This is a genomic window from Ruegeria sp. AB11, from assembly GCF_056536325.1.
The window spans coordinates 2,527,773-2,551,761 of sequence record NZ_JBQFJO010000001.1; the positions used below are offsets into that span (position 1 = coordinate 2,527,773).

The window sequence follows — 23,989 nt, forward strand, 5'->3', positions numbered from 1 at the left end:
CATGTTGGAAAAGATGTATCTATGAAACGGGTTTATCTCGATCATAATGCGACGGCTCCATTAAGGCCCGAAGCCCGCGCTGCAATGATTGCCGCGATGGATCTGGCCGGCAATCCGTCATCCGTTCACGCCGAGGGCCGTGCCGCAAAGGCTTTAGTCGAGAAAGCACGCGCACAGATTGCCACCGCGTTTGGGGCGGATGGCGCTGACATCGTGTTTACCTCGGGCGCTACCGAAGCGGCGGCGTTGGCAATGTCAGGACGTGGTCTGCAGGGGGCCGCGATCGAGCATGATGCGGTACGTGCTTGGGCCAATGAAGTTTTACCAGTGTCGAAAGACGGGCAAGTTATGGTTTCAGATCCCGCCTTAACTGCATTGCAACTTGCAAACTCCGAGACGGGCATCATTCAATCTCTCCCGTCTGATCTGGCTGTAACTGACGCCACTCAGGCGTTTGGAAAGCTGCCAGTCGCGTTCAACTGGCTGGGCGCGGAAATGGCCTTGATTTCTGCACATAAACTGGGCGGTCCCAAAGGGATCGGTGCGTTGGTGATGAAACGCGGCACGGATTTGGCCGCGCAAATCAAAGGTGGCGGGCAGGAGATGGGGCGTCGCTCGGGCACTGAGAATGTTATCGGAATCGCGGGCTTCGGTGCGGCTGCTGAAGCTGCATCCCGCGATCTTGCAAATGGTGTCTGGGAAAAAGTTCGTGAACTTAGAAATATTCTAGAAAACGCTCTTGAGGCCGGATCGAAATCTACTATTTTTGTCGGGAAAGATCAGGAGCGACTCCCCAACACGTTGTGCTTTGCCACTTCGGGCTGGAAGGGAGAAACCCAGGTCATGCAGATGGATTTGTCAGGATTTGCGATCAGTGCAGGCTCAGCCTGCTCCAGTGGCAAAGTGCGCGCCAATGCTGTGCTGACGGCCATGGGATTTGATGAACACGCGGCGGCCAGTGCGATACGCGTATCGCTTGGTCCCGAGACGACGGAAGAGAATGTGCTGCGTTTTGCGGAAACGTGGCTTGAGAAAGAGAAAAAGCATCGCGCGCGCGCCGCGTGATCTGACGGAGGGTGTCTTATGGCCGCTTTGGACCAGACCCAGGTAAAAGAAGGTGTCGATCAGGAAACCGTGGATGCGGTACGCGAGGTCGGAACCTACAAATACGGCTGGGAAACTGAAATCGAGATGGAGTACGCCCCGAAGGGTGTAAACCCCGATATCGTCAAGCTGATTTCAGGCAAGAATGATGAGCCCGAGTGGATGACCGAGTGGCGTCTCGCCGCGTTCGAACGCTGGACCAAGATGGATGAACCGAACTGGGCCATGGTCAGCTATCCTAAAATCGATTTTCAGGACCAGTATTATTATGCTCGTCCGAAATCGATGGAAGAGAAGCCCAAATCCTTGGATGAGGTCGACCCCAAGCTGCTGGCGACATACGAGAAACTGGGTATCCCTCTGAAAGAACAGATGATTCTTGCCGGAGTTGAAGGTGCCGAAGATGCGCCAGCCGAGGGGCGCAAGGTCGCCGTCGATGCGGTGTTTGACTCGGTTTCGGTTGGTACGACTTTCCAGGAAGAGCTGAAAAAAGCGGGTGTTATCTTCTGCTCGATTTCCGAGGCGATCCGAGAGCATCCGGAACTGGTGAAGAAATATCTCGGAACCGTGGTTCCAGTATCCGACAATTTCTATGCCACTCTGAACTCCGCTGTGTTTTCGGATGGTTCGTTTGTCTATGTGCCACCGGGTGTCCGCTGTCCAATGGAATTGAGCACCTATTTCCGCATCAACGCGGAAAATACGGGGCAGTTCGAACGGACGCTGATCATTGCCGACAAGGGCAGTTATGTCAGTTACTTGGAAGGTTGTACTGCACCACAACGAGATACCGCACAGCTACACGCGGCCGTGGTGGAAATCATTATCGAAGAAGATGCCGAGGTGAAGTATTCGACGGTTCAGAACTGGTTCCCCGGTGATGAGAACGGCAAAGGTGGTATCTACAACTTCGTGACCAAGCGCGCCGATTGCCGTGGGGATCGCTCCAAGGTGATGTGGACGCAGGTTGAAACCGGCTCGGCTGTGACTTGGAAGTATCCGTCCTGCATCCTGCGTGGCGATGACAGCCAGGGTGAGTTCTACTCGATCGCGATCACGAACAACATGCAGCAGGCCGATACTGGCACGAAGATGGTTCATCTGGGCAAGAACACCAAGTCGCGGATCGTGTCGAAAGGGATCAGTGCGGGTAAGGCGCAGAATACCTATCGCGGACTGGTCTCGATGCATCCAAAGGCCAAGGATAGTCGCAATTACACCCAGTGTGACAGCTTGCTGATTGGTGACAAGTGTGGGGCGCACACGGTTCCGTATATCGAGGTCAAAAACAACTCGTCCCGTGTCGAGCATGAGGCGACGACTTCGAAGGTCGACGAGGATCAGTTGTTCTATTGCCGTCAACGCGGCATGGACGAGGAAGAGGCCGTGGCGCTTGTTGTCAACGGGTTCTGCAAGGACGTGCTGCAGGCACTGCCGATGGAATTCGCGATGGAGGCTCAGCAATTGGTTGCGATCAGCCTAGAGGGATCGGTCGGCTGATGACGCCAAAACCTCAACAACGTATCCGCAAGGATGATGTGCTGACAGCGCTTGGCTACGCGCTGCCGGTGATCGGCGGCCTGTTGGGGGTGGCATACGTCAACACGAAATACATGGACTTCATCAACCCGGTCTGGGCAGTGGGCGGAGGCGCGCTGCTGGGTTGGATCATCGCTCGGGTGATCCGCAAGGTGCTGGGATAGACAATTATCTGGGGTCAATCTGCGCCCCTTGCGAGATGCAAAAGGACAAAAAATGCTGGAAATCAAAAACCTGCACGTAAAACTTGAGGAAGAAGACAAACAAATCCTCAAAGGTGTCGATCTCACTGTTGAGGCCGGCAAGGTGCATGCGATCATGGGGCCGAATGGCTCTGGCAAGTCTACGCTAAGCTATGTCTTGTCCGGTCGTGACGGATATGAAGTGACAGATGGTACCGCCACACTTGAGGGTGAAGATCTGCTTGAGATGGAGCCGGAAGAGCGCGCGGCTGCTGGCGTATTTCTCGCATTCCAATATCCGGTTGAGATTCCCGGTGTCGGCAACATGACGTTCTTACGCACAGCGGTGAATGCTCAGCGTAAGGCACGTGGTCAGGAAGAACTGTCTGCGGCGGATTTCCTGAAAGAAATCCGCGCCAAGGCAAAGGCGCTGAAGATCGACGCGGATATGTTGAAACGCCCAGTTAATGTTGGATTCTCGGGTGGTGAGAAAAAGCGCAACGAAATCCTGCAGATGGCAATGCTTGAGCCCAAGTTATGCATCCTTGACGAGACCGACTCGGGGCTCGATGTGGATGCGATGAAGCTGGTTTCGGAAGGCGTGAATGCGTTGCGCGACGAAGGGCGCGGTTTCCTTGTTATCACGCATTATCAGCGTTTGCTGGATCACATTAAACCAGACGTCGTACACATCATGGCCGATGGCCGTATCGTCAAATCCGGCGGACCCGAGTTGGCTCTGGAAGTTGAGCACAATGGGTATGCTGACATTCTGGCCGAGGTAAACTGATGGCTCTCGCTCAAGCAAAACAGACGGCAACGGAAGAGCGGCTTGCAGCTCTGAGCATGCCAGATGCGGGTTGCACGCGTAAGGCGCGAGAGGCTGCTCTGGCGCGGGTGCGCGAAATGGGTCTGCCCGGACGTCGGGATGAATACTGGAAGTATACCCAGCCCGATACATTGATCTCGGCACAAGCACCCGCGGCGGCGTTGTTTCAGAACGACGAAGCGCCGATGTTCAACGAATTTGACAGGCTGAAGATTGTCTTCATCGATGGTGTATTTAGCCCTGAAGAGTCAGATCAACTGTCGATGGAAGGTGTCACTATCGACAGGTTGGAAGATATTTGCTGCAAAGATATCCATTGGGCCAAAGAGTTATACGGTGTTCTTGAAGCAAATGGTCAGACTCCGGTGCATCGCCCTCTGGCGGCATTGAACACTGCATTTGCGTCAGATGGTGTTGCCATCCATGTGACCGGAAAACCTGCCAAACCGATCAGCCTGATCTATCGCCATGCTTCGGAAACCTCGGATGCGATCCTGCACCATGTAGTTCGTGTTGAAAATGGCGCCGAGGTGACCATCCTTGAAAATGGCCCGGCCGCATCGCGTTTCAACAAATGTATGGAGATCGATATCGCCGATGGCGGTACGCTGCACCATGTTCGCGCGCAGGGTCGCGATCATCAGCGGCGAGCAGCGACGCATATGTTCACTCGAATGGGAACGGAGTCTGTGTACAAATCCTTCACACTTACTGTGAACGGTGTTCTGACGCGGAACGAGCAGGTGGTTGAACTTACCGGCGACGATGCCTTGGTCCATGTTGCGGGTGCTTGCGTTGGAGATGGTGAATTCCATCATGACGACACGGTATTTGTGACCCACGATGCGGTGAATTGCGAAAGCCGTCAGGTGTTCAAGAAGGTGTTGCGCAACGGGGCGACAGGCGTCTTTCAGGGAAAGATCCTCGTCAAGGCGGGTGCGCAGAAAACCGATGGATATCAGATCAGCCAATCTTTGCTGCTGGATGAGGACAGCCAGTTTCTCGCCAAGCCCGAGTTGGAAATCTACGCGGATGACGTCGCCTGTTCGCACGGCTCGACCTCTGGTGCGATAGACGAAACGGCGTTGTTCTACCTGCGATCGCGTGGTGTCCCGACCAAAGAGGCGACGGATATGCTGACTTTGGCTTTCCTCGCGGAAGCGGTTCAGGAGATCGAAGATGAAGCTCTGGCCGAAGTGATTGTCACACGATTGCAAGATTGGCTGGCACGCCGCCGCTGATGTCCGTCACAACAGATATCGTTGCCACGTATCGCGGACCGGGGCGAGTTGTGCGTCGCCTGTTGGATATGGGCCCGCGTGAAGATCGTGCGCTGGCATTTGTGATGGCCTTCTGTGTAGTTGGTTTCATCGCCCAATTGCCAAGCCTTGCACGCCGTGCCCACATTGAGGGGCTGGAACTGAACATGCTCATGGGCGGCGCCTTGTTGGGCTCGGTCTTCATACTTCCTCTGTTCTTCTATCTTCTGGCGTGGCTCTCACAGTTGGTGGCACGGGTTTTTGGAGGCCGTGGAAACGGCTATGGCGCAAGGCTGGCGTTGTTCTGGGCGTTGTTGGCATCGGCCCCATTGGTGTTGTTGAACGGGTTGGTCGCGGGCTTTATCGGTCCGGGCCCGGAACAAACGCTAGCCGGAATGTTATGGGTTGCGATTTTTACCTGGTTCTGGTTGTCCGGTCTCAGACAATCGCAAAAGGCCATTAAATGAACTCTGCCGTGCTGCTGAATATGGTCGTCCTGACGCTGACAAACCCGGCCGAGGCTGCCAAGCGATTGCTGGCAATGCGCTTTGGTCCAGACGTGCTGTGGATTGCATTCTTTCTTGCCGTGATCCTGAATGCGTTGGTTCAAACTCTGTCCGGCTTTGTCATGCCGTTTATTAACCCAGAGGTTCAACAATTTGCCGAGCCTTTATCGCGGACCTTGTTTGTATCAGTTGCAGCGATTCTGATCAGCGTTGTTGCTTTCCTCTTGGTAGGGCGGGTACTGGGCGGAAAGGGGTCGTTCAACGACCTCATGACTCTGGTCGTCTGGCTGCAGATCCTGCAGATTATCGGGCAGGCGATCATACTGACATTGGTCTCGGTGCTGCCGTTTTTGTTCTTGCCGGCCAGCCTCGTGATGCTGGTGCTGAGCCTCTACATCACCTTACATTTCCTCAACGAAGCGCATCGATTTCAATCGCTGGGTAAATCGTTTCTGGTGATCCTATTGTCTGGCCTCGTGGCTATCCCGTTTGTCCTCTGGCTGTCGCCTGTATAGGGAACCTTTGTCCATGTATGACGTACAGAAAATTCGCGCCGACTTTCCGATCCTGTCGCGACAGGTCAACGGAAAGCCTCTGACCTATCTCGACAATGGCGCATCCGCGCAAAAGCCTCAGGCTGTTATTGACGCAGTCACGCAGGCCTATGCCCATGAGTATTCGAACGTTCATCGCGGGCTTCACTACCTGTCCAATCTTGCGACCGAAAAGTACGAGTCCGTCCGGGGCACTGTCGCGCGTTTTCTGGGCGTTTCGAACGAGGAAGAGATTGTATTGAACTCGGGTACGACCGAGGGGATCAATCTCGTCGCTTACGGTTGGGCGATGCCGCATCTGCAGGCGGGGGACGAGATCGTGCTCAGCGTGTTGGAACATCACGCAAACATCGTACCCTGGCACTTCTTGCGCGAACGGCAGGGCGTCGTTCTGAAGTGGGTTGATGTGGACACAACCGGTCATCTTGATCCACAAGCCGTCATCGACGCAATCGGGCCGAAGACAAAGCTGGTGGCGGTGACACAGTGTTCAAACGTTTTAGGCACACTGGTCGACGTCAAATCGATCACACAAGCGGCCCACGCCAAAGGTGTTCCGGTACTGGTGGACGGTAGCCAAGGCGCTGTCCATATGCCCGTGAATGTCGAGGATATCGGCTGCGACTTTTACGCGATAACGGGCCACAAGTTGTACGGCCCGTCCGGTTCAGGTGCGATATTCATCAAATCGGAACGCATGGCCGAAATGCGCCCCTTTATCGGGGGCGGCGACATGATCAAAGAGGTGTCAAAAGATCAGGTGATCTACAATGACCCACCGATGAAGTTCGAAGCCGGAACGCCGGGCATCGTGCAGACCATCGGTATGGGCGTTGCGCTGGATTACATGATGGACTTAGGCATGGAGAACATTGCATCACATGAGGCGGGTCTGCGCGACTATGCGATGCAACGACTGAACGGGCTGAACTGGCTGCAGGTTCAGGGAACCACACCTGACAAGGCCGCAATCTTCAGCTTTACGCTGGACGGGGCAGGGCATGCCCACGATGTTTCGACGATACTTGACAAAAAAGGTGTCGCAGTGCGTGCGGGCCATCACTGCGCGGGGCCATTGATGGACCATCTGGGTGTCACCGCCACCTGCCGCGCCAGCTTCGGCCTCTACAACACGACCGAAGAGGTCGACACGCTGATCGATGCTTTGGAATTGGCCCACGATCTGTTTGCCTGATGTGGTCGCATTTGCAGTTGCACCCGGATTGGAACGAGGGTAGCTAACGGCCAAGGCACCTGTAGCTCAGCTGGATAGAGCGCTGCCCTCCGAAGGCAGAGGCCAGAGGTTCGAATCCTCTCAGGTGCGCCACTTCTCGAGTGTTTGTTTTTGCTCTGCACAGTAGCGTTTGGTATGCAATCTAGCTACCGACAAAACAAAACCCCCATCAGAAACAACTGAGGGGGTTCATATTATGGTACGAGATAACGAGTTAAATCAGCCGCGCCACGAACGGATGACACCGCAATCCATATGCACGAAATTCGACCGATAGTACTGGCCAACGCCCCCGGCGCGGCAGGAAATTGCAGCTTTCGCCATTTGCGAGACCGAGCGCGAGGATAAACGCAAGTCCGCTGCCTGACCTTTCATGTGCAAGGAATTCTTGGCGACACCGCGAGAGCGACGGCGCAGCATGGCATTGGTTTGCGGTGAGCGGTAACCAGACAGCAGCATATAGGGTTCGCTTACATCCAGCATATTATGCGCCGCAGCCATGATGTCGATCGTGCGCAGGTCCATGTCCTTGACCTGATCGCTGCGCCAATCACGCATGAAGTGATTAACCTCTTTCACCGCGTCCTTAATATATTTTCCGTCAACCCAATATACCATATCGATCCGCTCACCGGTGCGGCCCGAATACATACGAATGCGGCGAATGTCGCCACCGCCGCGAAGAAAACCTGCTGCTTTGGAATAGGTTGGTGCCGCGACAACCGCCGTTGCGGCGAATGCGCCCAATAGGGCACGCCGGGTCAAGCCCGATGTACTGCTCTTGGTCATTTCAGTTTCGTCCCGTACTGTTCCTGCCTGCACGCGATGTTACGCGCGCTGTATTAATTTTTTATCCCATCCCAGATGCGGGATTTATTGCACAGTCGGAATCATCCGCCAAGGAGTCTTTGCCTTCGCTTTAATCAAGGGGGAATTTTCGGCAGTTTTTTGCGCAACTGATGCAAACATGCATGATAATTCTGCATCCCGGGTTCCAACGATGCAAACACGCATCACGGTAAAAAGAAGAGGCTAATTGATATATTTGTGAATAGACATTGACTGCGCCTCCAAACATTATTTCTAAACGCCGCTGAAATTTTGCGGCAATTCATTGAATAACCAAGGCTATCTGATGTCGTTTGTTTCTCGGGCTCGTTCTAGTGTATTTGCAGCTACCTTTGTGGCAGTTTCAGCTTCTCTCGCCTTGGCGGGAACGTCTGACACCGCCTTCCAGATGGCGGTGGCTGAAAGCACGGTTTCAAACACTGCGATCGCTGAGTTCTACCGGAAAAATGCGTTTGATCCGGTGTGGGTAGGCAGCACTCCTGAACATGAAGCGCGGCGCGCTGCCTTGATCAAGGCTTTGTCAACAATCGACATGCATGGGCTTCCGCGCGCGCGCTATGATGTCTCGGCATTGATTGCGAAGATGCAGGACGCCAGAACAACCCGTGATTTGGGTTTGATCGAGGCTGAGCTAAGTCAAGTTTTTGCTAAATATGCCAACGATATACAGTCCGGTGTTACTTCACCTTCGCAAATCGATGTTGGCCTTGTACGGGATGTTGAACAGCGCAACCCGCAAGAACACCTGAAGCGTCTTGTTGCCGGCGATGGTGATGAGTACTTCAGTGAGATTATGCCTCAATCACGCCAGTATCGCGCGTTGATGAAGCAGAAAATTGCGCTCGAAACGCTGATCGAAAAGGGCGGGTGGGGTGAGACCGTTCCTGTCACAAAGCTTGAGCGCGGAGACACAGGCGCGAATGTCATCAAATTGCGCAATCGGTTGGTCGCTATGGGTTATTTGAAGCCCACTGCAAGCCCCAACTATGATGACGTGTTGCTTGCTGCCGTTCAGGCGTTTCAAACCGCACATGGGCTTGAACCGGATGGCGTTGCAGGTAATGGAACAATCACCGAGATCAATCGGCCAGTATCCGACCGTCTGAAAGCGGTTTACGTTGCTTTGGAACGTGAGCGTTGGCTGCCCGAAGAACGTGGTGAGCGCCATATTCTGGTGAATCAGGCAGACTTTTCGGCAAAGATCGTTGATGACGGTCAGGTCACGTTCGAGACACGCGCAGTCATTGGCAAAAATACACATGATCGCCGTAGTCCAGAATTTTCGGACGAGATGGAGCATATGGTGATCAACCCCAGCTGGTATGTTCCGCGTTCAATCATCACCAAAGAGTACCTGCCGAAATTACAAGCTAACCCGAACGCAGTGGGGCATATCCAGATTACTGATCGTGGGGGGCGGCAAGTTAACCGGGGCGCTGTTGATTTCACCCAGTTCACCGCAAGGAACTTCCCGTTCTCGATGCGTCAACCACCAAGCAGAAGCAACGCGCTGGGTCTGGTGAAGTTCATGTTCCCGAACAAGCACAACATCTATCTCCACGATACGCCACAGAAGTCTTTGTTCGCGCGCGAGGTTCGGGCTTTCTCACACGGATGTATTCGATTGGCGCAGCCATTTGAATTTGCATATGCATTGCTGGCCAAACAGGAAGAGGATCCAAAATCTTTCTTCCAACGTGTGTTGAACACTGGAAAAGAGACGAAGGTGAACCTTGAAAACCCGGTGCCGGTGCATCTGATCTACAGAACGGCCTATGTCGGACCGAAGGGTGAGGTTCAATATCGCCGTGATGTATATGACCGTGATCGCAAGATCTGGGAGGCATTGCAAAAGGCAGGGGTAGCCCTGCCGGACGTTCAGGGGTAATCACGGGGCAACTACGCGCCACGAGGAAGCCCGCATGCAATTCACAGTTCAGCAAATCGCCGACGCTCTTGGTGCTGTGGCCGAGGGTCAGACGAGTTTGACGATCCTTCGCGCAGCCGAGCCAGGCGATGCGGGACCAACCGATCTGGCGATGGCAATGTCGCCCAAATACGCCGAAGCCTTGGCGAATGGCGCGGCGCGGGCCGCTGTACTTTGGGATGGGGCAGATTGGCAGGCTTTGGGTCTTGAGGCCGCCATCTTTGTTCAGCGCCCGCGTATGGCGATGGCCGGAATAACGTCGATGCTGGATCGCGGGCAGGGCATTGCACCGGGGATCCACCCATCGGCTGTTATCGATGAAACTGCTGAGATTGGAGAGGACGTATCGGTCGGTCCGCTTGCCGTGATCGGAGCGCGGGCAAAGATCGGTAAGGGTTCGGTTATCGGCGCGCATTGCGTGATTGGGATGGATGCTTCGCTGGGTGAAGGCGCTCTGCTTCGCGAGATGGTAAGCATTGGGGCGCGGGCGCAGATTGGTGATCGTTTTATTGCTCAGCCGGGCGCGCGTATCGGAGGTGACGGGTTCAGCTACGTCACGCCTGAGGTATCAGGCGCTGAAAACGCGCGGAAAACACTTGGCGATCAAGGGGATGCAAAAGCGCAGAGCTGGTTGCGCATTCACTCACTTGGGGGGGTAGAGATTGGCGACGATGTTGAAGTTGGGTCGAACTGTACGGTCGACAACGGCACTATCCGCAACACCGTGATCGGAAGCGGGTCCAAGTTGGATAACCTTGTACATGTAGGTCACAACACGCGCGTGGGGCAGGATTGCTTGCTATGTGGTCAGACCGGAGTATCCGGTTCAGTTGAGATCGGAAATAACGTTGTATTGGGTGGTCAGACCGGCGTTTCCGACAACATCTTTGTCGGTGATGGGGTAATATCCGGTGGAGGCACCAAGATCCTGTCGAATGTGCCTGCTGGCCGCGTGATTATGGGCTATCCAGCGATCAAAATGGAAAGCCACACAGAGATTTACAAAGCCCAACGCCGGTTGCCCCGTTTGGCCCGTGACGTTGAGGCGTTGAAAAAGGCTGTTTCCAAACAGGCTCCAAGCGATTAAATCAACCCCAACACGATAACCAGGGGATCGAGATGAGCATCAGCGACCGCGTCATTGCAATCATTGCCGAGCAGGCCGTGCTTGAGCCTTCGGATGTGACGCCCGACAGCACGCTCGAGGATTTGGGCATCGATAGCCTGGGTCTGGTCGAGAGCATCTTTGCCATCGAAGAAGAGTTTGATATCACGGTGCCCTTCAACGCGAACGAACCCACCGCAAGTGATTTCGATATTTCAAACGTGGCCGCGATTATTGCGGGCATAGAAAAACTTGTATCGGAAAAGGTCTGACCTCCGGTATGAAACGCGTCGTCATTACGGGTGCGGGCACCATCAATTCTCTGGGTCATTCTGTCCCTGATACGCTGGAAGCCATGCGTGAAGGCCGATGCGGTATCTCAGATCTTGAGTTCCGTGATGTAGACCGGTTGTCGATCAAGATCGGCGGGCAAGTGCGCGGTTTTGAGGCTGAGGGGCGGTTCAATCGTCAGCAGATGACGCTGTATGATCGGTTCACACAGTTCACGCTGACCGCTGCCAAAGAGGCGATTGACCAGTCAGGCATTGTGTTCTCGGGCGATACCGCGGCACGGTCAGGCGTTGTTTTGGGAACCGCCGGGGGCGGTGTTTCAACCTGGGATGACAACTATCGTTCGGTCTACGAGGACGGTAAAAACAGGGTGCATCCATTTGTTGTCCCCAAATTGATGAACAACGCAGCAGCCAGCCACGTTTCGATGGAACACAACCTGAAAGGCCCCAGCTTCACGGTGTCGACCGCTTGTGCATCATCGAATCATGCCATGGCACAGGCGTTTCAGATGGTGCGCAGTGGGGCTGCACCAGCCATGGTAACTGGTGGGTCGGAATCGATGCTTTGCTTTGGCGGTGTTAAGGCGTGGGAAGGGCTCCGTGTCATGTCCAAAGATGCCTGCCGCCCATTCAGTGCGAACCGAAACGGGATGGTGCAAGGCGAAGGAGCGGGTGTCTTTGTCTTCGAAGAATATGAACATGCGCGTGCGCGTGGCGCTGAAATCCTGTGCGAAGTCGTGGGCTTTGCCATGTCTTCAGATGCGGCCGACATCGTTATGCCAAGCAAACAAGGGGCTTCTCGGGCGATGGCCGGTGCCTTGGCGGATGCCAAATTAAACGCCAGTGACGTGGGGTATATCAACGCGCATGGCACTGGCACGGCTGCCAATGATAAAACCGAATGCGCTGCGGTTGCTGATGTATTTGGCCCTCATGCAGACGACCTTATGATCTCGTCCACCAAATCAATGCATGGTCATTTGATTGGTGGAACTGGCGCGGTCGAGTTGCTGGCCTGTATCATGGCCTTACGCGACGGAATTGTCGCCCCGACTATCGGCTATGAAGAGCCTGACCCCGAATGTGCACTCGATGTGGTGCCGAACGAAGCGCGTGAGGCGAAGGTCGATGTCGCACTTAGCAACGCGTTTGCCTTTGGCGGATTGAATGCCGTTCTCGCGCTAAAGCGGATATGAAAAAGCCGTCGCTGTTAAGCAACGGCCCGGGTTTTAGCTAAATTCGGTATCAGTTTGCTGACTCAGTCAGGCCATCAAATGCTGCGGTGAAACCGCTTAGCGACATCTCCATGTTCAGCACCTGATCCGGCAGGCGGGCAGGGACCAGCGAGAGCACTGCAGTGGATCCCGATCTCATGGCATCGATATCGCCCTGTGTCAGTCCCAGTTGCGCAAGACATCCTACCGGGACACAGTGGTGATAGTTATACAACTTGCGCGGCGCACCATCGATTGAAACCGCCAACTGAGCCTGCAGAAGTGTTTCAAGCGGAACCACGACATTTGCCCAAGCGACGGCGGCACCTCCTTGCGGCAACTTGCCGATCGACACCTCGGCGATTGGATCGCCTTGCTGATTGTTCAGAATCTGAACCATGGCGCACGGATCCTGGCTAGCATCGGATTTGATGCAAGAAATTTTCCAATCGCCCGATTGCTCTTTCTCATATTGCTCGCCAATCCGGGGACCGGTCTGGCCCAAATCCAGATCAGAACCGACCTCGGCCCCGGTTTCCGGAGCGTCGGTGCTTTCCTGCGCCAGGGCCGTGGTGCAGAAAAGTCCTGCCGCCACGATGCTAAGGGGTGCCAATTTCCTGATCATAAATGCCTCATCTTGATGATCCAGCTTTTTGCCTCGTCTAACATTGTTGTAGGGCGGTGTCAGGAACAATCCGAACGACGGTCTGCAAATTACTCAATTTTTTGCCGATACGCGCCAAACACAGCAAATTAAGCAGTGAACAGGCAATGAAAAAGGGAGCCGGTGGAGCGGCTCCCTTCTTGAATTTTTCTCCCCGTCGGACTGGCCGACTTAGTTATGCGCAGACGTTACGAAAGCGAAACCCATCGGTCAACTGCTAACCCCCAAAAAAAGAACCGATATCGTTGGATTTGGTCAGAATTCATAAAAAAGCCGTGCCCGAAGGCACGGCCAGTCGACAGGGAGGAAGTTTGCCACCGCAGTCAGACCACGATGAGCAACATTTACTCTCGCAGCGAAAGGTTAACTTTGTATGCTTGCAGCAGATCGGTAGAATTCAGGGCAGTTTCTTAATGGACAACAAAATATTCGTAGGCGGCGGCGGTGATGGATACTCAGTGGCACAGGGGTTGTCATTGAAATACGCGAACCGACACGGTCTTATCGCCGGCGCGACCGGAACAGGTAAGACGGTAACGCTGCAAATTCTGGCCGAAGGGTTTTCGCAAGCCGGTGTTCCGGTGTTTCTGTCCGATGTCAAAGGTGACTTGTCGGGATTGGCGCTGCCCGGAAGCGAAAGTCACAAGCTGCATCAAGCCTTTCAGGACCGCGCTGCAAAGATCGGGTTCGATACATTCTCGTACACCGCGTGCCCGGTTACTTTTTGGGACCTGTTCGGTGAACAAGGCCATCCCGTCCGAACGACCGTGACAGAGATGGGCCCGCTGTTGTTATCCAGACTGATGGAGCTTAGCGAGGCGCAGGAAGGTATTCTGAATATCGCCTTTAGGGTCGCGGATGAAGAGGGCATGCCGCTGCTGGACTTGAAAGACCTGCAGGCATTGCTGGTCTGGATTGGCGAAAACCGAGCCCAGCTGTCGCTACGATATGGCAACGTTTCCACGGCATCGATTGGTGCCATTCAGCGGCGTTTGCTGGTGCTTGAAAATCAGGGCGGCACGAACCTGTTCGGTGAGCCTGCGCTGGAACTTTCAGATCTGATGCAAACTGACGAAAGCGGGCAAGGTATGGTGAACATCCTGGCCTCGGACAAATTGATGGGGTCTCCGCGTCTATATGCGACTTTCTTGTTATGGTTGCTCAGTGAACTCTTCGAGGAATTGCCCGAAGTTGGTGATCCGGAAAAACCCAAGCTGGTGTTCTTCTTTGACGAGGCGCATTTGCTGTTCGAGGACGCTCCGAAAGTGCTGGTGGACAAGGTCGAACAAGTGGCGCGGCTTATCCGATCGAAAGGTGTGGGCGTATACTTTATCTCGCAAAACCCAGCCGACATTCCCGAAGATATCCTCGGCCAGCTGGGCAATCGGATCCAGCATGCGCTTCGGGCATTTACCGCACGCGACCGAAAAAACCTGCGTCTAGCGGCAGAGACCTATCGCGAGAATCCGGCTTTCGATACCGAGGCCGCCATTCGCGAAGTCGGCGTAGGCGAGGCGGTAACCTCGATGCTGCAAAAAAAAGGGGTCCCGGGTGTCGTCGAACGTACCCTGATCCGACCGCCGGGTTCTCAGCTTGGTCCGATAACCAAGGTTGAGCGTCAATCGTTCATCGAAGCGTCTCCGATGGGTGCCAAATACGGCACCCGGATCGATCGCAAATCTGCCTTTGAAATCCTGCAGGAACGGGCCAATGCGGCGGCCAACGCGGCTGAACAGGCCGAATCCGATGAAGTTTTGGAGCAGCAGAGCCCGATGGAACGGGAATATGCCGCGGCCCGCAGATATTCGGGCAGTCGTGTCGGGCGCTCTTCTTCGCGTGTCTCGCGAAAGAAGGATACTTTCGCCACGGCCATGAGCGAGGCCGTGATCAAAGAGCTGAAAGGAACGACAGGTCGCCGTATTGTTCGCGGCATCCTGGGCGGATTGTTTCGCAATCGCTGAAACGTAGGATCAGGCGCGCGATCAACAGGTCGCACGCCGCCTGATCAGCGCTTCAATCGTCGCAGGCCTTCTTGTTTGCAGTAGTTGTCTGCCTCGGGCACCGACATCTTGGTGGCGGGGAAATCGATCGCACGATCCCAGCTGACCCAGTCATGCCGGTAAAGCTGGCAGGTCACGACCCCTTTTGGTGTCTGCACCTTGACCGGGGTGGTTTCCAATTCCTCGGGCGTGGGTACGCAGGCCGATAACAATGCCAATGTCGGAACGGCCATAGCGAATATTTTGAGTGGTTTGTTCATAGCGAGGTCGATGCTCTCATCCTGGTAAACGTTCAGATCGTTAACAACCCTGCGCCAATCTCGCACAGAGCTCGGCACAGCAGCGATGTGGTGGTTCGCAGTGTGCAGGTTTAGCCCTTTCTGATCTTCCGCACAATAAAACGCGCCGGTTCACGGCGCGTTAGGGGAAATTCTCACGAAATTTTGCTTATTTCTCTGGGATCAACCCTCTTGGGCTGAATCTGAGAACAATCAGCAGAATAAGCCCCATCGTGAACAACCGCATATGTGCTGCGCTGTCTATCAGATGCGATTTCAAAGCGCTGCCATCGGGCATTCCTGCGGTAATCAGGTTCATCAGCCACAGGCCAATGGGTTCAACCTGCACCCACAAGAACCAGATTAGGAACGCTCCCAGTACGGCTCCGAAATTGTTGCCCGATCCGCCGACGATGACCATGACCCAAACAAGGAAGGTAAAGCGCAAGGGGTTGTAGGTACCTGGTGTCAGCTGCCCGTCGAGCGTGGTCATCATTGCACCGGCAATGCCGCAGATGGCCGAACCCAGAACAAAGATTTGCAGGTGCCGGCGGGTGACGTCCTTGCCCATCGCCTCAGCTGCAACTTCATTGTCACGAATGGCACGCATCATGCGGCCCCAAGGACTTTTTAATGCCATCTGAGCCATCCAGAGCAGTATCAGCAACACGATGAGGAACAGCAACGAATACCCAAGCTTCACGGATAGGGTCGAGGCGGTGACGGGGTCCAGCCCGAACCATTCGGCCCGCGCGATGAAAGAGGGGTCTTGCTGCAGCTCAACCTCATAGCCCACCACTGGTGCGGGGCGTGGTATGCCGTAGACATTCTTGACCCCTCGGGCCAACCAGTCTTCGTTTTTCATAACCGCGATGATGATTTCGGCGATCCCAAGCGTAGCAATCGCCAGATAGTCCGAACGCAAACCCAGAGCGGTTTTACCGATCAGCCAGGCCGCGCCTGCGGCCAGCAGCCCTCCAGCCGGCCAAGCGAATAGGACCGGCAGGTTCAGCCCGCCGATATTGCCTGCTACAGCAGGATCAATCGCTTCGATCGAAGCAACATTGGGATCAAAGATTGCGCGGTAAACAAAAAAGCCAACAACCAGAATGCCGATGATCGCAAATGTCCGTGTGCGCCCTTTCGGCATCTTCTGCGCGACCATAACGGCCGCAACCACGGTTGCCGCACCCAGCAGAAGCGAAAGTATGACCCCGTAACCTCCACTTGACCATGCGCCGGGTGTCGGTGGGGTTGAGATCAGAACAACCGCAAGCCCGCCCAGCGCGACAAAGCCCATGACACCGACATTAAAGAGGCCCGCAAAGCCCCATTGCAGGTTCACTCCGATCGACATGATGGCTGAGATCAGGCCCATGTTCAGGATCAGGATCGCCGCGTTCCAGCTCTGCGTGAACCCGGTCAACAGGATCAGGCCGCCAACGACAACAAAAAGCAGCGTGTTTTTGACGGGCTCGCTCATATTACTTTTCCTTTGAACAGGCCTGTCGGCTTAAACAGCAGCACGATCAGCAAGATGGCGAAGCTGACGGCGAATTTGTAGTCGGTGGACAGGAACTGGACCAAACTGGACGGTTCCAGGTTTTCCGGTGCCAGATAGGTCAGCACCTTTTTCCACGCATAGGTGACGGTCACCTCAGAAAACGCGATAATGAAACCGCCCGCGATGGCGCCCAGAGGGTTTCCGAGGCCGCCCACAATGGCCGATGCGAAGATCGGCAGCAAAAGCTGGAAATAGACGAAAGGCTTGAAGCTTTTGTCGAGGCCGTAAAGCACACCTGCAGTGGTCGCCAGGGCGGCGACGATGATCCAAGTGATCATCACCACGCGTTCGGGGTTGATACCGGACAGCAACGCCAGATCCTCGTTATCCGAATAGGCGCGCATCGACTTGCCTGTGCGGGTTTTGTTGAGGAACCAGAACAAGGCGGCCACGGCTAGTACTGCGACAACAACCGTAATGGCCTGAGAGGTCTTGATCGCAAGCCCTTCGTTTAGCCCGGTCCAGGCCTTGAAATCCCGCGCTTTAATCAGGAACCGCGCACCGTCTGAGAACCTCTGGTCATCTGGCCCGATGATGAACCGTACCAGCCCGTTCATGATGAACATCACGCCCATGGATACGATCACCAGAATAACCGGTTTGGCCTTCTGTTCTCGGTAGAACCGATAGACCAGTCGATCGGTGATCAGCACCAGCACAATACAGCCCAGAATGGCAAAGGGCAGGGCCAGCAGAGCTGTCGGCAACGGCCCGAAACTGACCCCGGCGGCCTGCATGGCCCACGTGACCAGCACGGCGATCATCGCGCCAAAGGCCATCGTATCGCCATGGGCAAAGTTCGAGAACCGAAGGATGCCATAGATCAGCGTCACCCCTAAAGCACCCAGCGCCAACTGGCTGCCATAGGCGATTGCGGGAACAAGAACGAAGTTGGAGAGCGCCACAAGGGCGTTGAGGAAGTCCATTAGTTCGTTACCTCATTTTCCAAGTTCGTTCGTTTTTTCGACCTGATTTCAGAGTGATCAAACACGAGAGTAGCTGTCACTGGCGTCATCCCCCCAAGAAACTCTTGCGAACTTCCGGATCGGCCAGCAGTTCCTTGCCCGTGCCGGTATAGGCATTCCGCCCCTGAACCAGCACATATCCCTTGTCCGCAATCTCCAGCGCCTGACGGGCGTTCTGTTCGACCATCAGGATCGGCAGGCCGGTGCGCGAGACCTCGATGATCCGGTCAAACAACTCATCCATTACGATGGGTGAGACCCCGGCTGTGGGTTCATCCAACATTAGCACCTTGGGCTGGGTCATCAGCGCGCGGCCCACGGCGACCTGTTGGCGTTGACCGCCTGACAACTCTCCGGCGGCCTGATTGCGTTTGTCGCGGAGAATGGGGAAGAGGTCATAGACCTGTTCCATCGTCTCCGTGAAATCGTCGCGGCGGATGAAAGCGCCCATCTCAAGGTTCTCTTCAACCGTCATCGACGTGAAAATATTCGAGGTCTGTGGCACAAAGCCCATGCCACGCTGCACACGATCCTGCGGGCTGAGATTGGTGATGTCTTCGCCATCCAGGCGCACAGACCCTTGGCGCACGTCTAGCATGCCAAAAACGGCCTTCATTGCGGTCGATTTACCCGCACCGTTGGGTCCCACGATCACCGCAATCTCACCCTTGTCAACGGCAATGGTGCAATCATGCAGGATGTCCGGCCCTTTGCCATAGCCGCCGGTCATGGTGTCACCAATCAGGAAAGGGCCGCCCTCGACTCGGTGAGTCTCGCCACTTTTGCGATGCGCTGGAGTCATGGTGCCGACACCATGCGGATTGGTGATTGAGGCGTCCTTGTTGCCCTTATCGTCCTGGTAGGGGTTGTCGCTCATGCGCCCGCCTCCAGCTTGTCTTTGTTCTTAAGGCCGGTGCCCAGATAAGCTTCGATCACGTGTTCATTGGCTTTGATCTCGTCCAGAGTGCCTTCGGCCAGCACCTTACCCTCGGCCATACAGATGACCGGGTCGCAGATCTTGCCAATGAAATCCATGTCGTGCTCGATGACGACGAAGGTATAGCCGCGTTCCTTGTTCAGGCGCAGAATCGTGTCAGCAATGGTCATCAGCAGGGTGCGGTTCACGCCCGCGCCGACCTCGTCCAGAAACACGATCTTGGCGTCGATCATCATGGTGCGGCCAAGTTCCAGCAGTTTCTTCTGCCCACCCGAGACCTGACCGGCCTTGTGATCTGCCAGATGCTCGATGGTCAGGAACTCAAGCACCTCATCAGCCTTGGCTTTCAGTGCGCGTTCCTCATCGGCGATACGTTTACGCCCGAACCATGTGTTCCACAGCGATTCACCCGATTGCGCACCGGGTACCATCATCAGGTTCTCGCGGCAGGACATCGAGGAAAACTCATGCGCGATTTGGAAGGTGCGCAGTAGACCTTTGTGAAACAGCTCATGCGGAGGCAGGCCAGTGATATCCTCACCATCCATGTGGACCTTGCCGCTGGTCGGTGGAAGAACACCCGCGATCACGTTGAACAGAGTGGTTTTTCCGGCCCCGTTCGGACCGATCAGGCCGGTGATGGACCCTTTTTGGATTTCCAGCGATGCCCCGTCCACCGCATGAAACCCGCCGAAATGCTTGTGCACGTCTTCGACGACGATCATCTTTTCCCCTTGCCGCCCTGTTCGGCGTTCTTGTTGTCATATCCCCTTAAGGGAGGTGCGGCCTTTTGTCATTGAAACAGCCCGGACACAAGGCCCGGGCTGCTTGATTTTATGACGATGAAGTTCGGATCAACGGAAGTTGACGGTCTTGTTCTCGCCGTCGGTCACTTCGATCTCGCGGTAGGATCCCGCGCTTTCACCGGGTCCGATCAGTTCAACACCAGATGCGCCGACATAGTCGATGTCCTGACCAGCAGCCAACAGTTCCAGACCTTTGGCCAGTTCACCGGGGTAGATTTTCTCACCCGGAGCGTTGGCAACGTCCATGATCTTTGCACCGTATTCTGCCGGAGCGGTCGAGCCTGCGGCCTGCATGGCCAGCATGAACAGTGCGGCGGCGTCGTATGCTTCAGGTGAATAGGGCGACGAGCCGTCAAAACCAGCAGCTTCTGCCATGGCAAAGTACTTCTCGGCACCTTCTCCACCCGAACCGGCGATCTGTCCGAACGAGCCGTTCAGATCGGGCCCGACATTTGCGGGCAGCGAGTCACCGATCATTCCGCCGGGCAGACCGAACGTGTCGAACGCGCCGCTGTCCAGAGCCGACTGGATGATGCCCAGACCGCCTTGGTCCAGATAGCCAGCTACAACCAGAATGTCGCCACCGGCGGAGGCCAGCGCGCCAACTTCGGCCGAGTAGTCAGCCTTGCCGTCTTCATGTGCAGCGACGATGGTGACTTCCCCACCCGAAGCTTCGAATGAAGACTGGATCGCGTCTGCCAGACCTTTGCCGTAGTCGTTGTTGGTGTATGTCAGAGCGATCGAGCTGATGCCGCGATCGTTCAGGATATCTGCCATCACCTGACCTTCACGCGCATCCGACGGGGCGGTGCGGAAGAACAGGCCGTTATCCTCCATGGTCGACAGGCCAGGCGATGTTGCCGAGGGCGAGATCATGACCATGCCGTTCGGAATCGCAACGTTCTGCAGGATGGCGCCAGTTACGCCCGAGCAGTCACCGCCGATAATGCCAGCGACGCCATCCGCGATCATGCGTTCGCCGTTCGATGTCGCCAGGCCGTTGTCGATGCAGCCGGTGTCAGCTCGCGTTCCGGTAACGGTTGAGCCATCCAGCAGCTTCCCGGATTCGGTAACTTCGGCCATTGCCAGCTCAGCGCCCGAACCCATGGCAGGTGCCAGCGATTCAATCGGACCCGTAAAGCCAAACAGTACGCCCAGCTTAACGTCGTCGGCCATTGCGGTTCCCGCCAGCAGGGCGGTTGCTGCAGTAGCGGTAAGCAGCTTTTTCATTAGGTTACTCCCTATTTATTGTTTGAACGTCGTCGTTCTGGGCATGACCCTAGGCAAGCTGCTCGGAAAAGAAAAGTCCTAACAAAAAAGTGCTTTTGTCCGCAGACAATCTATCTGCTTTGATGGGAATTGAGCCTTAACACCGAAGTATTGTTGGGAAGAGGGTAGAGATGCATAGAATTTTCGCGATTCTGATTCTGTCCTGTTGGTCGGTGTCCGGCTGGTCCGATGTTATCGAGACGTCGGTCGGGAAAATTCAACTCAGCCAAGTGGTGAAAGGCCTGGATACGCCTTGGGCCATTGGCATTCTTCCGGACAACAGTTTCATCGTGACCGAACGCGATGGAGAGCTTCTTTATGTTGCTGAAGGCGAGGCAAAGCGCGTCAAAGGGGTGCCAAAAGTGGCCGCGAACGGGCAGGGTGGTTTGCTTGATGTCACGATTGCTCGGAATTTCAGTCAAACCCGAGAGCTTTTTCTAACGTTTTCAAAGCCGCAAAGAGGTGGTGCGGGTACTGCAGTTGCAGTCGCGCGGTTCTCCGAAAGCGGGGATCGCCTGACCAACCTGCGCATAATCTTTGAGGCCGTGCCCGGCGGTTCCGGGGGTCGGCACTTTGGCTCGCGTGTCGTCGAGGCCGAGGATGGCTCTTTGTTTGTCACGATCGGAGATCGTGGGGATCGTCCGGCAGCTCAAGACCGGTCAAACCATTTGGGAAAGGTTATTCGAATAAATCGAGATGGATCAGTTCCTCGTGACAATCCGTTTGTCGACAATCCCGATGTCCGGCCCGAAATCTGGTCGTTTGGACACAGGAACCCTCAGGGAGCCAACTTGGATCAGCAGGGTCGGCTTTGGGTATCTGAACACGGGGCCAAAGGGGGCGATGAGGTCAATCTGATCCGGCCCGGAGCTAACTATGGATGGCCCGTGATCTCTTATGGGGTGCATTACTCGGGTCAGAAGATTGGCGAGGGAACGTCGAAACCGGGGATGGAGCAGCCTAAACACTATTGGGACCCGTCTATCGCACCCTCGGGATTGCTTGTGTATTCAGGTAAGCTCTGGCCAAAGTGGAAGGGGGATCTGTTCGTAGGCTCTTTGAAATTCGACTATATCGCACGGCTTTCGGGCAATCCGCTGCGCGAGGTAGAACGGATCAAGGGTCCTGAAACAGAACGTGTCCGTGATATCGTAGAGGCGTCCGATGGGTCGATCTGGTTCATTTCGGTCGGGCAGGGCGCGGTTTATAGGATGTCGCGCCTCTGATAACCTGCAACGAAGTTATTGAATTTTCCAAGTCATCGAAGCGTTTGAGTAACCCGGTGGCCAGTTGTTTTGAGGTGCCAAATGAGTGGCTTCGTAATTGAACTGTGCAGCACTATACCGCCGAAGAGCGAACTGAATTCGATCTTGAAAGAGTATTACGCGCTTATCGTTGTCAGAATGCAGGCAATGGGATTTGAGATAGATCCAGCTGCCCCTGAAAGCGCGCTGGCCGAGTTCTGGGCAAATACGGATGACTATTTGCCCCCGAACGGATGTTTGGTTGTGGCCAGAAATCAAACCCGAGACATCATTGGATGCGGAATGCTGAAACGCTTTGATTCCCGTACAGGTGAGCTAAAGCGTGTCTTTGTGATTGAGGGAGCAAGAGGAACCGGCGCAGGGCGTGCCCTGATTATGGCCCGTGAACAAGCTGCACGCGATATGGGTCTTAAGCGCCTGATCGCTGACACACTGACGCCAAATGTCGAAATGCGAAGCTTGTATCCCAAGCTCGGATTCGTTGAGCTTGAAGAACCGATCGAAACAACAACCTATCTGGATCAGCCGATGCTTCGGCCGCACCTGCATTACTTCGAAAAAGAGTTGTAGGTCTGGCAGCGTCCTTGGATCAAACAGACAATCGCCCGCTCTGCGCTCCACGTTCACGATAAGGCGTCGTATTATAGTGTGCCCGGTAGCATTTTGAGAAATGCGATGGGCTGGCAAAGCCACAGGCGAGCGCCACGTTGATGACACTCATATCTGTCTGCATCAGCAAGTTTCGCGCTTTGTGCAGGCGCAGTTCCATGTAGTAGCGCTTGGGGGAACGGCTAAGATAGCGGCGGAACAGGCGTTCAAGCTGACGCGTGGACATGCCCACGTCCTTGGCCAGAATCGATGGCGAGATCGGCTCTTCTATGTTCTTTTCCATCATCAGGATGACTTGGCTGAGCTTGGGATGGCGAACGCCAATCCGAGTTGGCGTCGAAAGGCGCTGAGTGTCCTGATCCGTGCGGATCGAGGAATATATCATCTGATCCGCGACTGCATTTGCCAGATCTTCACCATAGTCATCGGCAATTAGTTTAAGCATCAGATCAATCGACGATGTTCCACCTGCGGTGGTCATTCGGTTCCCATCCACCAGAAATACGGATTTGGTCAGTTCGACCGTATCGAATTCCTCGGCAAAGCTATCAGAGTTTTCCCAGTGGATTGTGGCGCGTTTACCTTCCAACAATCCCGCTTTCGCAAGCGTATAAGCAGCAGTGCAGAGACCACCAATCTTCAGCCCCTTGCGGGCTTCGCGGCGCAGCCAGTTCAACACACGTTTTGTGGTGGCCGCCTGAACGTCGACCCCACCGCAGATCAGGATCACTTCATCGCGCTGCAATTCTTCAAGATCTGCATCCAATTTGAAGGTGGTTCCGGCTGAACAATGCACCAGCTCTCCGCCTTCACCCGCCAGCGTCCAAGTATACAAATCGCGATTTGCCATACGATTGGCGATGCGCAGACTGTCGAGGGCCGATGCAAAGGACAGCAGTGAAAACTTGTCCAAAAGGACAAACACAAAATTAAGCGGTTTGCCCGCGTCATTTTCCACGGTGACAACTTGGCGTTGCTCTTGCATGGCGAACTGTCCTTGATTCGGTACACGTCAGCTTCTTGGCGACGGCAGATAT

24 protein-coding genes and 1 tRNA gene are annotated in these 23,989 nt (G+C 55.1%); 16 read left to right on the plus strand and 9 right to left on the minus strand.

Annotation, left to right across the window (positions count from 1 at the left end; translation table 11 throughout):
• The first annotated feature begins 21 nt into the window (after window positions 1-21).
• The 9 genes from ACR3EJ_RS12700 (at window position 22) to ACR3EJ_RS12740 (ending at window position 7,300) form a co-directional block, all read left to right on the plus strand.
• Window positions 22-1,065: a cysteine desulfurase family protein gene (locus ACR3EJ_RS12700; RefSeq protein ID WP_170539793.1), complete on the plus strand. Its 1,044-nt coding sequence runs from the start codon at window positions 22-24 to the stop codon at window positions 1,063-1,065.
• 18 nt (window positions 1,066-1,083) lie between these two features.
• A complete protein-coding gene (gene sufB / locus ACR3EJ_RS12705; protein WP_170539790.1) occupies window positions 1,084-2,604 on the plus strand; it encodes a Fe-S cluster assembly protein SufB in 1,521 nt (506 codons plus the stop codon).
• Window positions 2,604-2,807 carry a hypothetical protein gene (locus ACR3EJ_RS12710; protein ID WP_010440204.1) on the plus strand — a complete coding sequence of 68 codons (204 nt, stop codon included), beginning with the start codon at window positions 2,604-2,606 and terminating at the stop codon, window positions 2,805-2,807. The genes sufB and ACR3EJ_RS12710 overlap by 1 nt, the downstream gene beginning before the upstream one ends.
• 52 nt (window positions 2,808-2,859) lie before the next feature.
• Window positions 2,860-3,615: a Fe-S cluster assembly ATPase SufC gene (gene sufC, locus ACR3EJ_RS12715; RefSeq protein WP_010440203.1), complete on the plus strand. Its 756-nt coding sequence runs from the start codon at window positions 2,860-2,862 to the stop codon at window positions 3,613-3,615.
• Window positions 3,615-4,895, plus strand: coding sequence for a SufB/SufD family protein (locus ACR3EJ_RS12720; protein ID WP_170539787.1), 1,281 nt, complete (start codon window positions 3,615-3,617; stop codon window positions 4,893-4,895). Before sufC ends, ACR3EJ_RS12720 begins: the two co-directional genes overlap by 1 nt.
• Window positions 4,895-5,380 carry a YIP1 family protein gene (locus ACR3EJ_RS12725; RefSeq protein WP_010440201.1) on the plus strand — a complete coding sequence of 162 codons (486 nt, stop codon included), beginning with the start codon at window positions 4,895-4,897 and terminating at the stop codon, window positions 5,378-5,380. Before ACR3EJ_RS12720 ends, ACR3EJ_RS12725 begins: the two co-directional genes overlap by 1 nt.
• The gene (locus ACR3EJ_RS12730) at window positions 5,377-5,934 is read left to right on the plus strand and encodes a Yip1 family protein (protein ID WP_170539784.1); all 558 of its coding nucleotides are present in this window, start codon (window positions 5,377-5,379) and stop codon (window positions 5,932-5,934) included. The genes ACR3EJ_RS12725 and ACR3EJ_RS12730 overlap by 4 nt, the downstream gene beginning before the upstream one ends.
• 13 nt (window positions 5,935-5,947) lie before the next feature.
• Window positions 5,948-7,168 carry a cysteine desulfurase gene (locus ACR3EJ_RS12735; protein WP_170539781.1) on the plus strand — a complete coding sequence of 407 codons (1,221 nt, stop codon included), beginning with the start codon at window positions 5,948-5,950 and terminating at the stop codon, window positions 7,166-7,168.
• 55 nt (window positions 7,169-7,223) lie between these two features.
• A tRNA-Arg gene (locus ACR3EJ_RS12740) sits at window positions 7,224-7,300 on the plus strand.
• A gap of 126 nt (window positions 7,301-7,426) precedes the next feature.
• Here ACR3EJ_RS12740 and mepK read toward each other — a convergent pair.
• Window positions 7,427-7,996, minus strand: coding sequence for a peptidoglycan L,D-endopeptidase MepK (gene mepK, locus ACR3EJ_RS12745; protein ID WP_010440193.1), 570 nt, complete (start codon window positions 7,994-7,996; stop codon window positions 7,427-7,429).
• Window positions 7,997-8,342: 346 nt separating this feature from the next.
• On the opposite strand from mepK, the gene ACR3EJ_RS12750 reads away from it, so the two are divergent.
• The 4 genes from ACR3EJ_RS12750 to ACR3EJ_RS12765 are packed head-to-tail and all read left to right on the plus strand — an operon-like array spanning window position 8,343 to window position 12,577.
• The gene (locus ACR3EJ_RS12750) at window positions 8,343-9,944 is read left to right on the plus strand and encodes a L,D-transpeptidase family protein (RefSeq protein ID WP_170539778.1); all 1,602 of its coding nucleotides are present in this window, start codon (window positions 8,343-8,345) and stop codon (window positions 9,942-9,944) included.
• Between the two features lie 34 nt (window positions 9,945-9,978).
• Window positions 9,979-11,070 carry a UDP-3-O-(3-hydroxymyristoyl)glucosamine N-acyltransferase gene (gene lpxD, locus ACR3EJ_RS12755; protein ID WP_170539775.1) on the plus strand — a complete coding sequence of 364 codons (1,092 nt, stop codon included), beginning with the start codon at window positions 9,979-9,981 and terminating at the stop codon, window positions 11,068-11,070.
• 32 nt (window positions 11,071-11,102) lie between these two features.
• Window positions 11,103-11,360 (plus strand): acyl carrier protein, encoded by a 258-nt coding sequence (locus tag ACR3EJ_RS12760; protein ID WP_010440190.1) that lies wholly within the window; start codon window positions 11,103-11,105, stop codon window positions 11,358-11,360.
• 8 nt (window positions 11,361-11,368) lie between these two features.
• On the plus strand, window positions 11,369-12,577 hold the full coding sequence (locus ACR3EJ_RS12765) for a beta-ketoacyl-[acyl-carrier-protein] synthase family protein (protein WP_170470313.1): 1,209 nt from the start codon (window positions 11,369-11,371) through the stop codon (window positions 12,575-12,577).
• A gap of 49 nt (window positions 12,578-12,626) precedes the next feature.
• On the opposite strand, the gene ACR3EJ_RS12770 is transcribed toward ACR3EJ_RS12765, so the two are convergent.
• Entirely contained in the window at window positions 12,627-13,220 is a 594-nt protein-coding gene (locus tag ACR3EJ_RS12770; protein WP_170470310.1) for an invasion associated locus B family protein, read from the minus strand.
• Window positions 13,221-13,672: 452 nt separating this feature from the next.
• On the opposite strand from ACR3EJ_RS12770, the gene ACR3EJ_RS12775 reads away from it, so the two are divergent.
• Complete coding sequence (locus ACR3EJ_RS12775) at window positions 13,673-15,220, plus strand: helicase HerA-like domain-containing protein (protein ID WP_170539771.1); 1,548 nt, start codon at window positions 13,673-13,675, stop codon at window positions 15,218-15,220.
• A gap of 44 nt (window positions 15,221-15,264) precedes the next feature.
• Here the strand turns inward: ACR3EJ_RS12775 and ACR3EJ_RS12780 are convergent, their stop codons facing one another.
• The 6 genes from ACR3EJ_RS12780 to ACR3EJ_RS12805 all read right to left on the minus strand — a co-directional run bounded on the left by ACR3EJ_RS12780 (window position 15,265) and on the right by ACR3EJ_RS12805 (window position 21,039).
• The gene (locus ACR3EJ_RS12780; RefSeq protein WP_170539769.1) at window positions 15,265-15,519 is read right to left on the minus strand and encodes a hypothetical protein; all 255 of its coding nucleotides are present in this window, start codon (window positions 15,517-15,519) and stop codon (window positions 15,265-15,267) included.
• Window positions 15,520-15,706: 187 nt separating this feature from the next.
• Window positions 15,707-17,020, minus strand: a complete 1,314-nt coding sequence (locus ACR3EJ_RS12785; protein WP_170539766.1) for a branched-chain amino acid ABC transporter permease — start codon at window positions 17,018-17,020, stop codon at window positions 15,707-15,709.
• Window positions 17,017-18,027, minus strand: a complete 1,011-nt coding sequence (locus tag ACR3EJ_RS12790; RefSeq protein WP_170539763.1) for a branched-chain amino acid ABC transporter permease — start codon at window positions 18,025-18,027, stop codon at window positions 17,017-17,019. The genes ACR3EJ_RS12785 and ACR3EJ_RS12790 overlap by 4 nt, the downstream gene beginning before the upstream one ends.
• A gap of 85 nt (window positions 18,028-18,112) precedes the next feature.
• Window positions 18,113-18,943: an ABC transporter ATP-binding protein gene (locus ACR3EJ_RS12795; RefSeq protein WP_170539760.1), complete on the minus strand. Its 831-nt coding sequence runs from the start codon at window positions 18,941-18,943 to the stop codon at window positions 18,113-18,115.
• Window positions 18,940-19,728, minus strand: a complete 789-nt coding sequence (locus ACR3EJ_RS12800; protein ID WP_170539756.1) for an ABC transporter ATP-binding protein — start codon at window positions 19,726-19,728, stop codon at window positions 18,940-18,942. Before ACR3EJ_RS12800 ends, ACR3EJ_RS12795 begins: the two co-directional genes overlap by 4 nt.
• Window positions 19,729-19,857: 129 nt before the next feature.
• Window positions 19,858-21,039, minus strand: coding sequence for an ABC transporter substrate-binding protein (locus tag ACR3EJ_RS12805; RefSeq protein ID WP_170539753.1), 1,182 nt, complete (start codon window positions 21,037-21,039; stop codon window positions 19,858-19,860).
• Between the two features lie 170 nt (window positions 21,040-21,209).
• Between ACR3EJ_RS12805 and ACR3EJ_RS12810 the strand changes: the two genes are divergently transcribed.
• Entirely contained in the window at window positions 21,210-22,304 is a 1,095-nt protein-coding gene (locus tag ACR3EJ_RS12810; RefSeq protein WP_170539750.1) for a PQQ-dependent sugar dehydrogenase, read from the plus strand.
• A gap of 81 nt (window positions 22,305-22,385) precedes the next feature.
• Window positions 22,386-22,913 carry a GNAT family N-acetyltransferase gene (locus ACR3EJ_RS12815; protein ID WP_010440178.1) on the plus strand — a complete coding sequence of 176 codons (528 nt, stop codon included), beginning with the start codon at window positions 22,386-22,388 and terminating at the stop codon, window positions 22,911-22,913.
• 19 nt (window positions 22,914-22,932) lie between these two features.
• Here ACR3EJ_RS12815 and ACR3EJ_RS12820 read toward each other — a convergent pair whose 3' ends face one another.
• A complete protein-coding gene (locus tag ACR3EJ_RS12820; RefSeq protein ID WP_010440177.1) occupies window positions 22,933-23,937 on the minus strand; it encodes a GlxA family transcriptional regulator in 1,005 nt (334 codons plus the stop codon).
• Window positions 23,938-23,989: the final 52 nt, after the last annotated feature.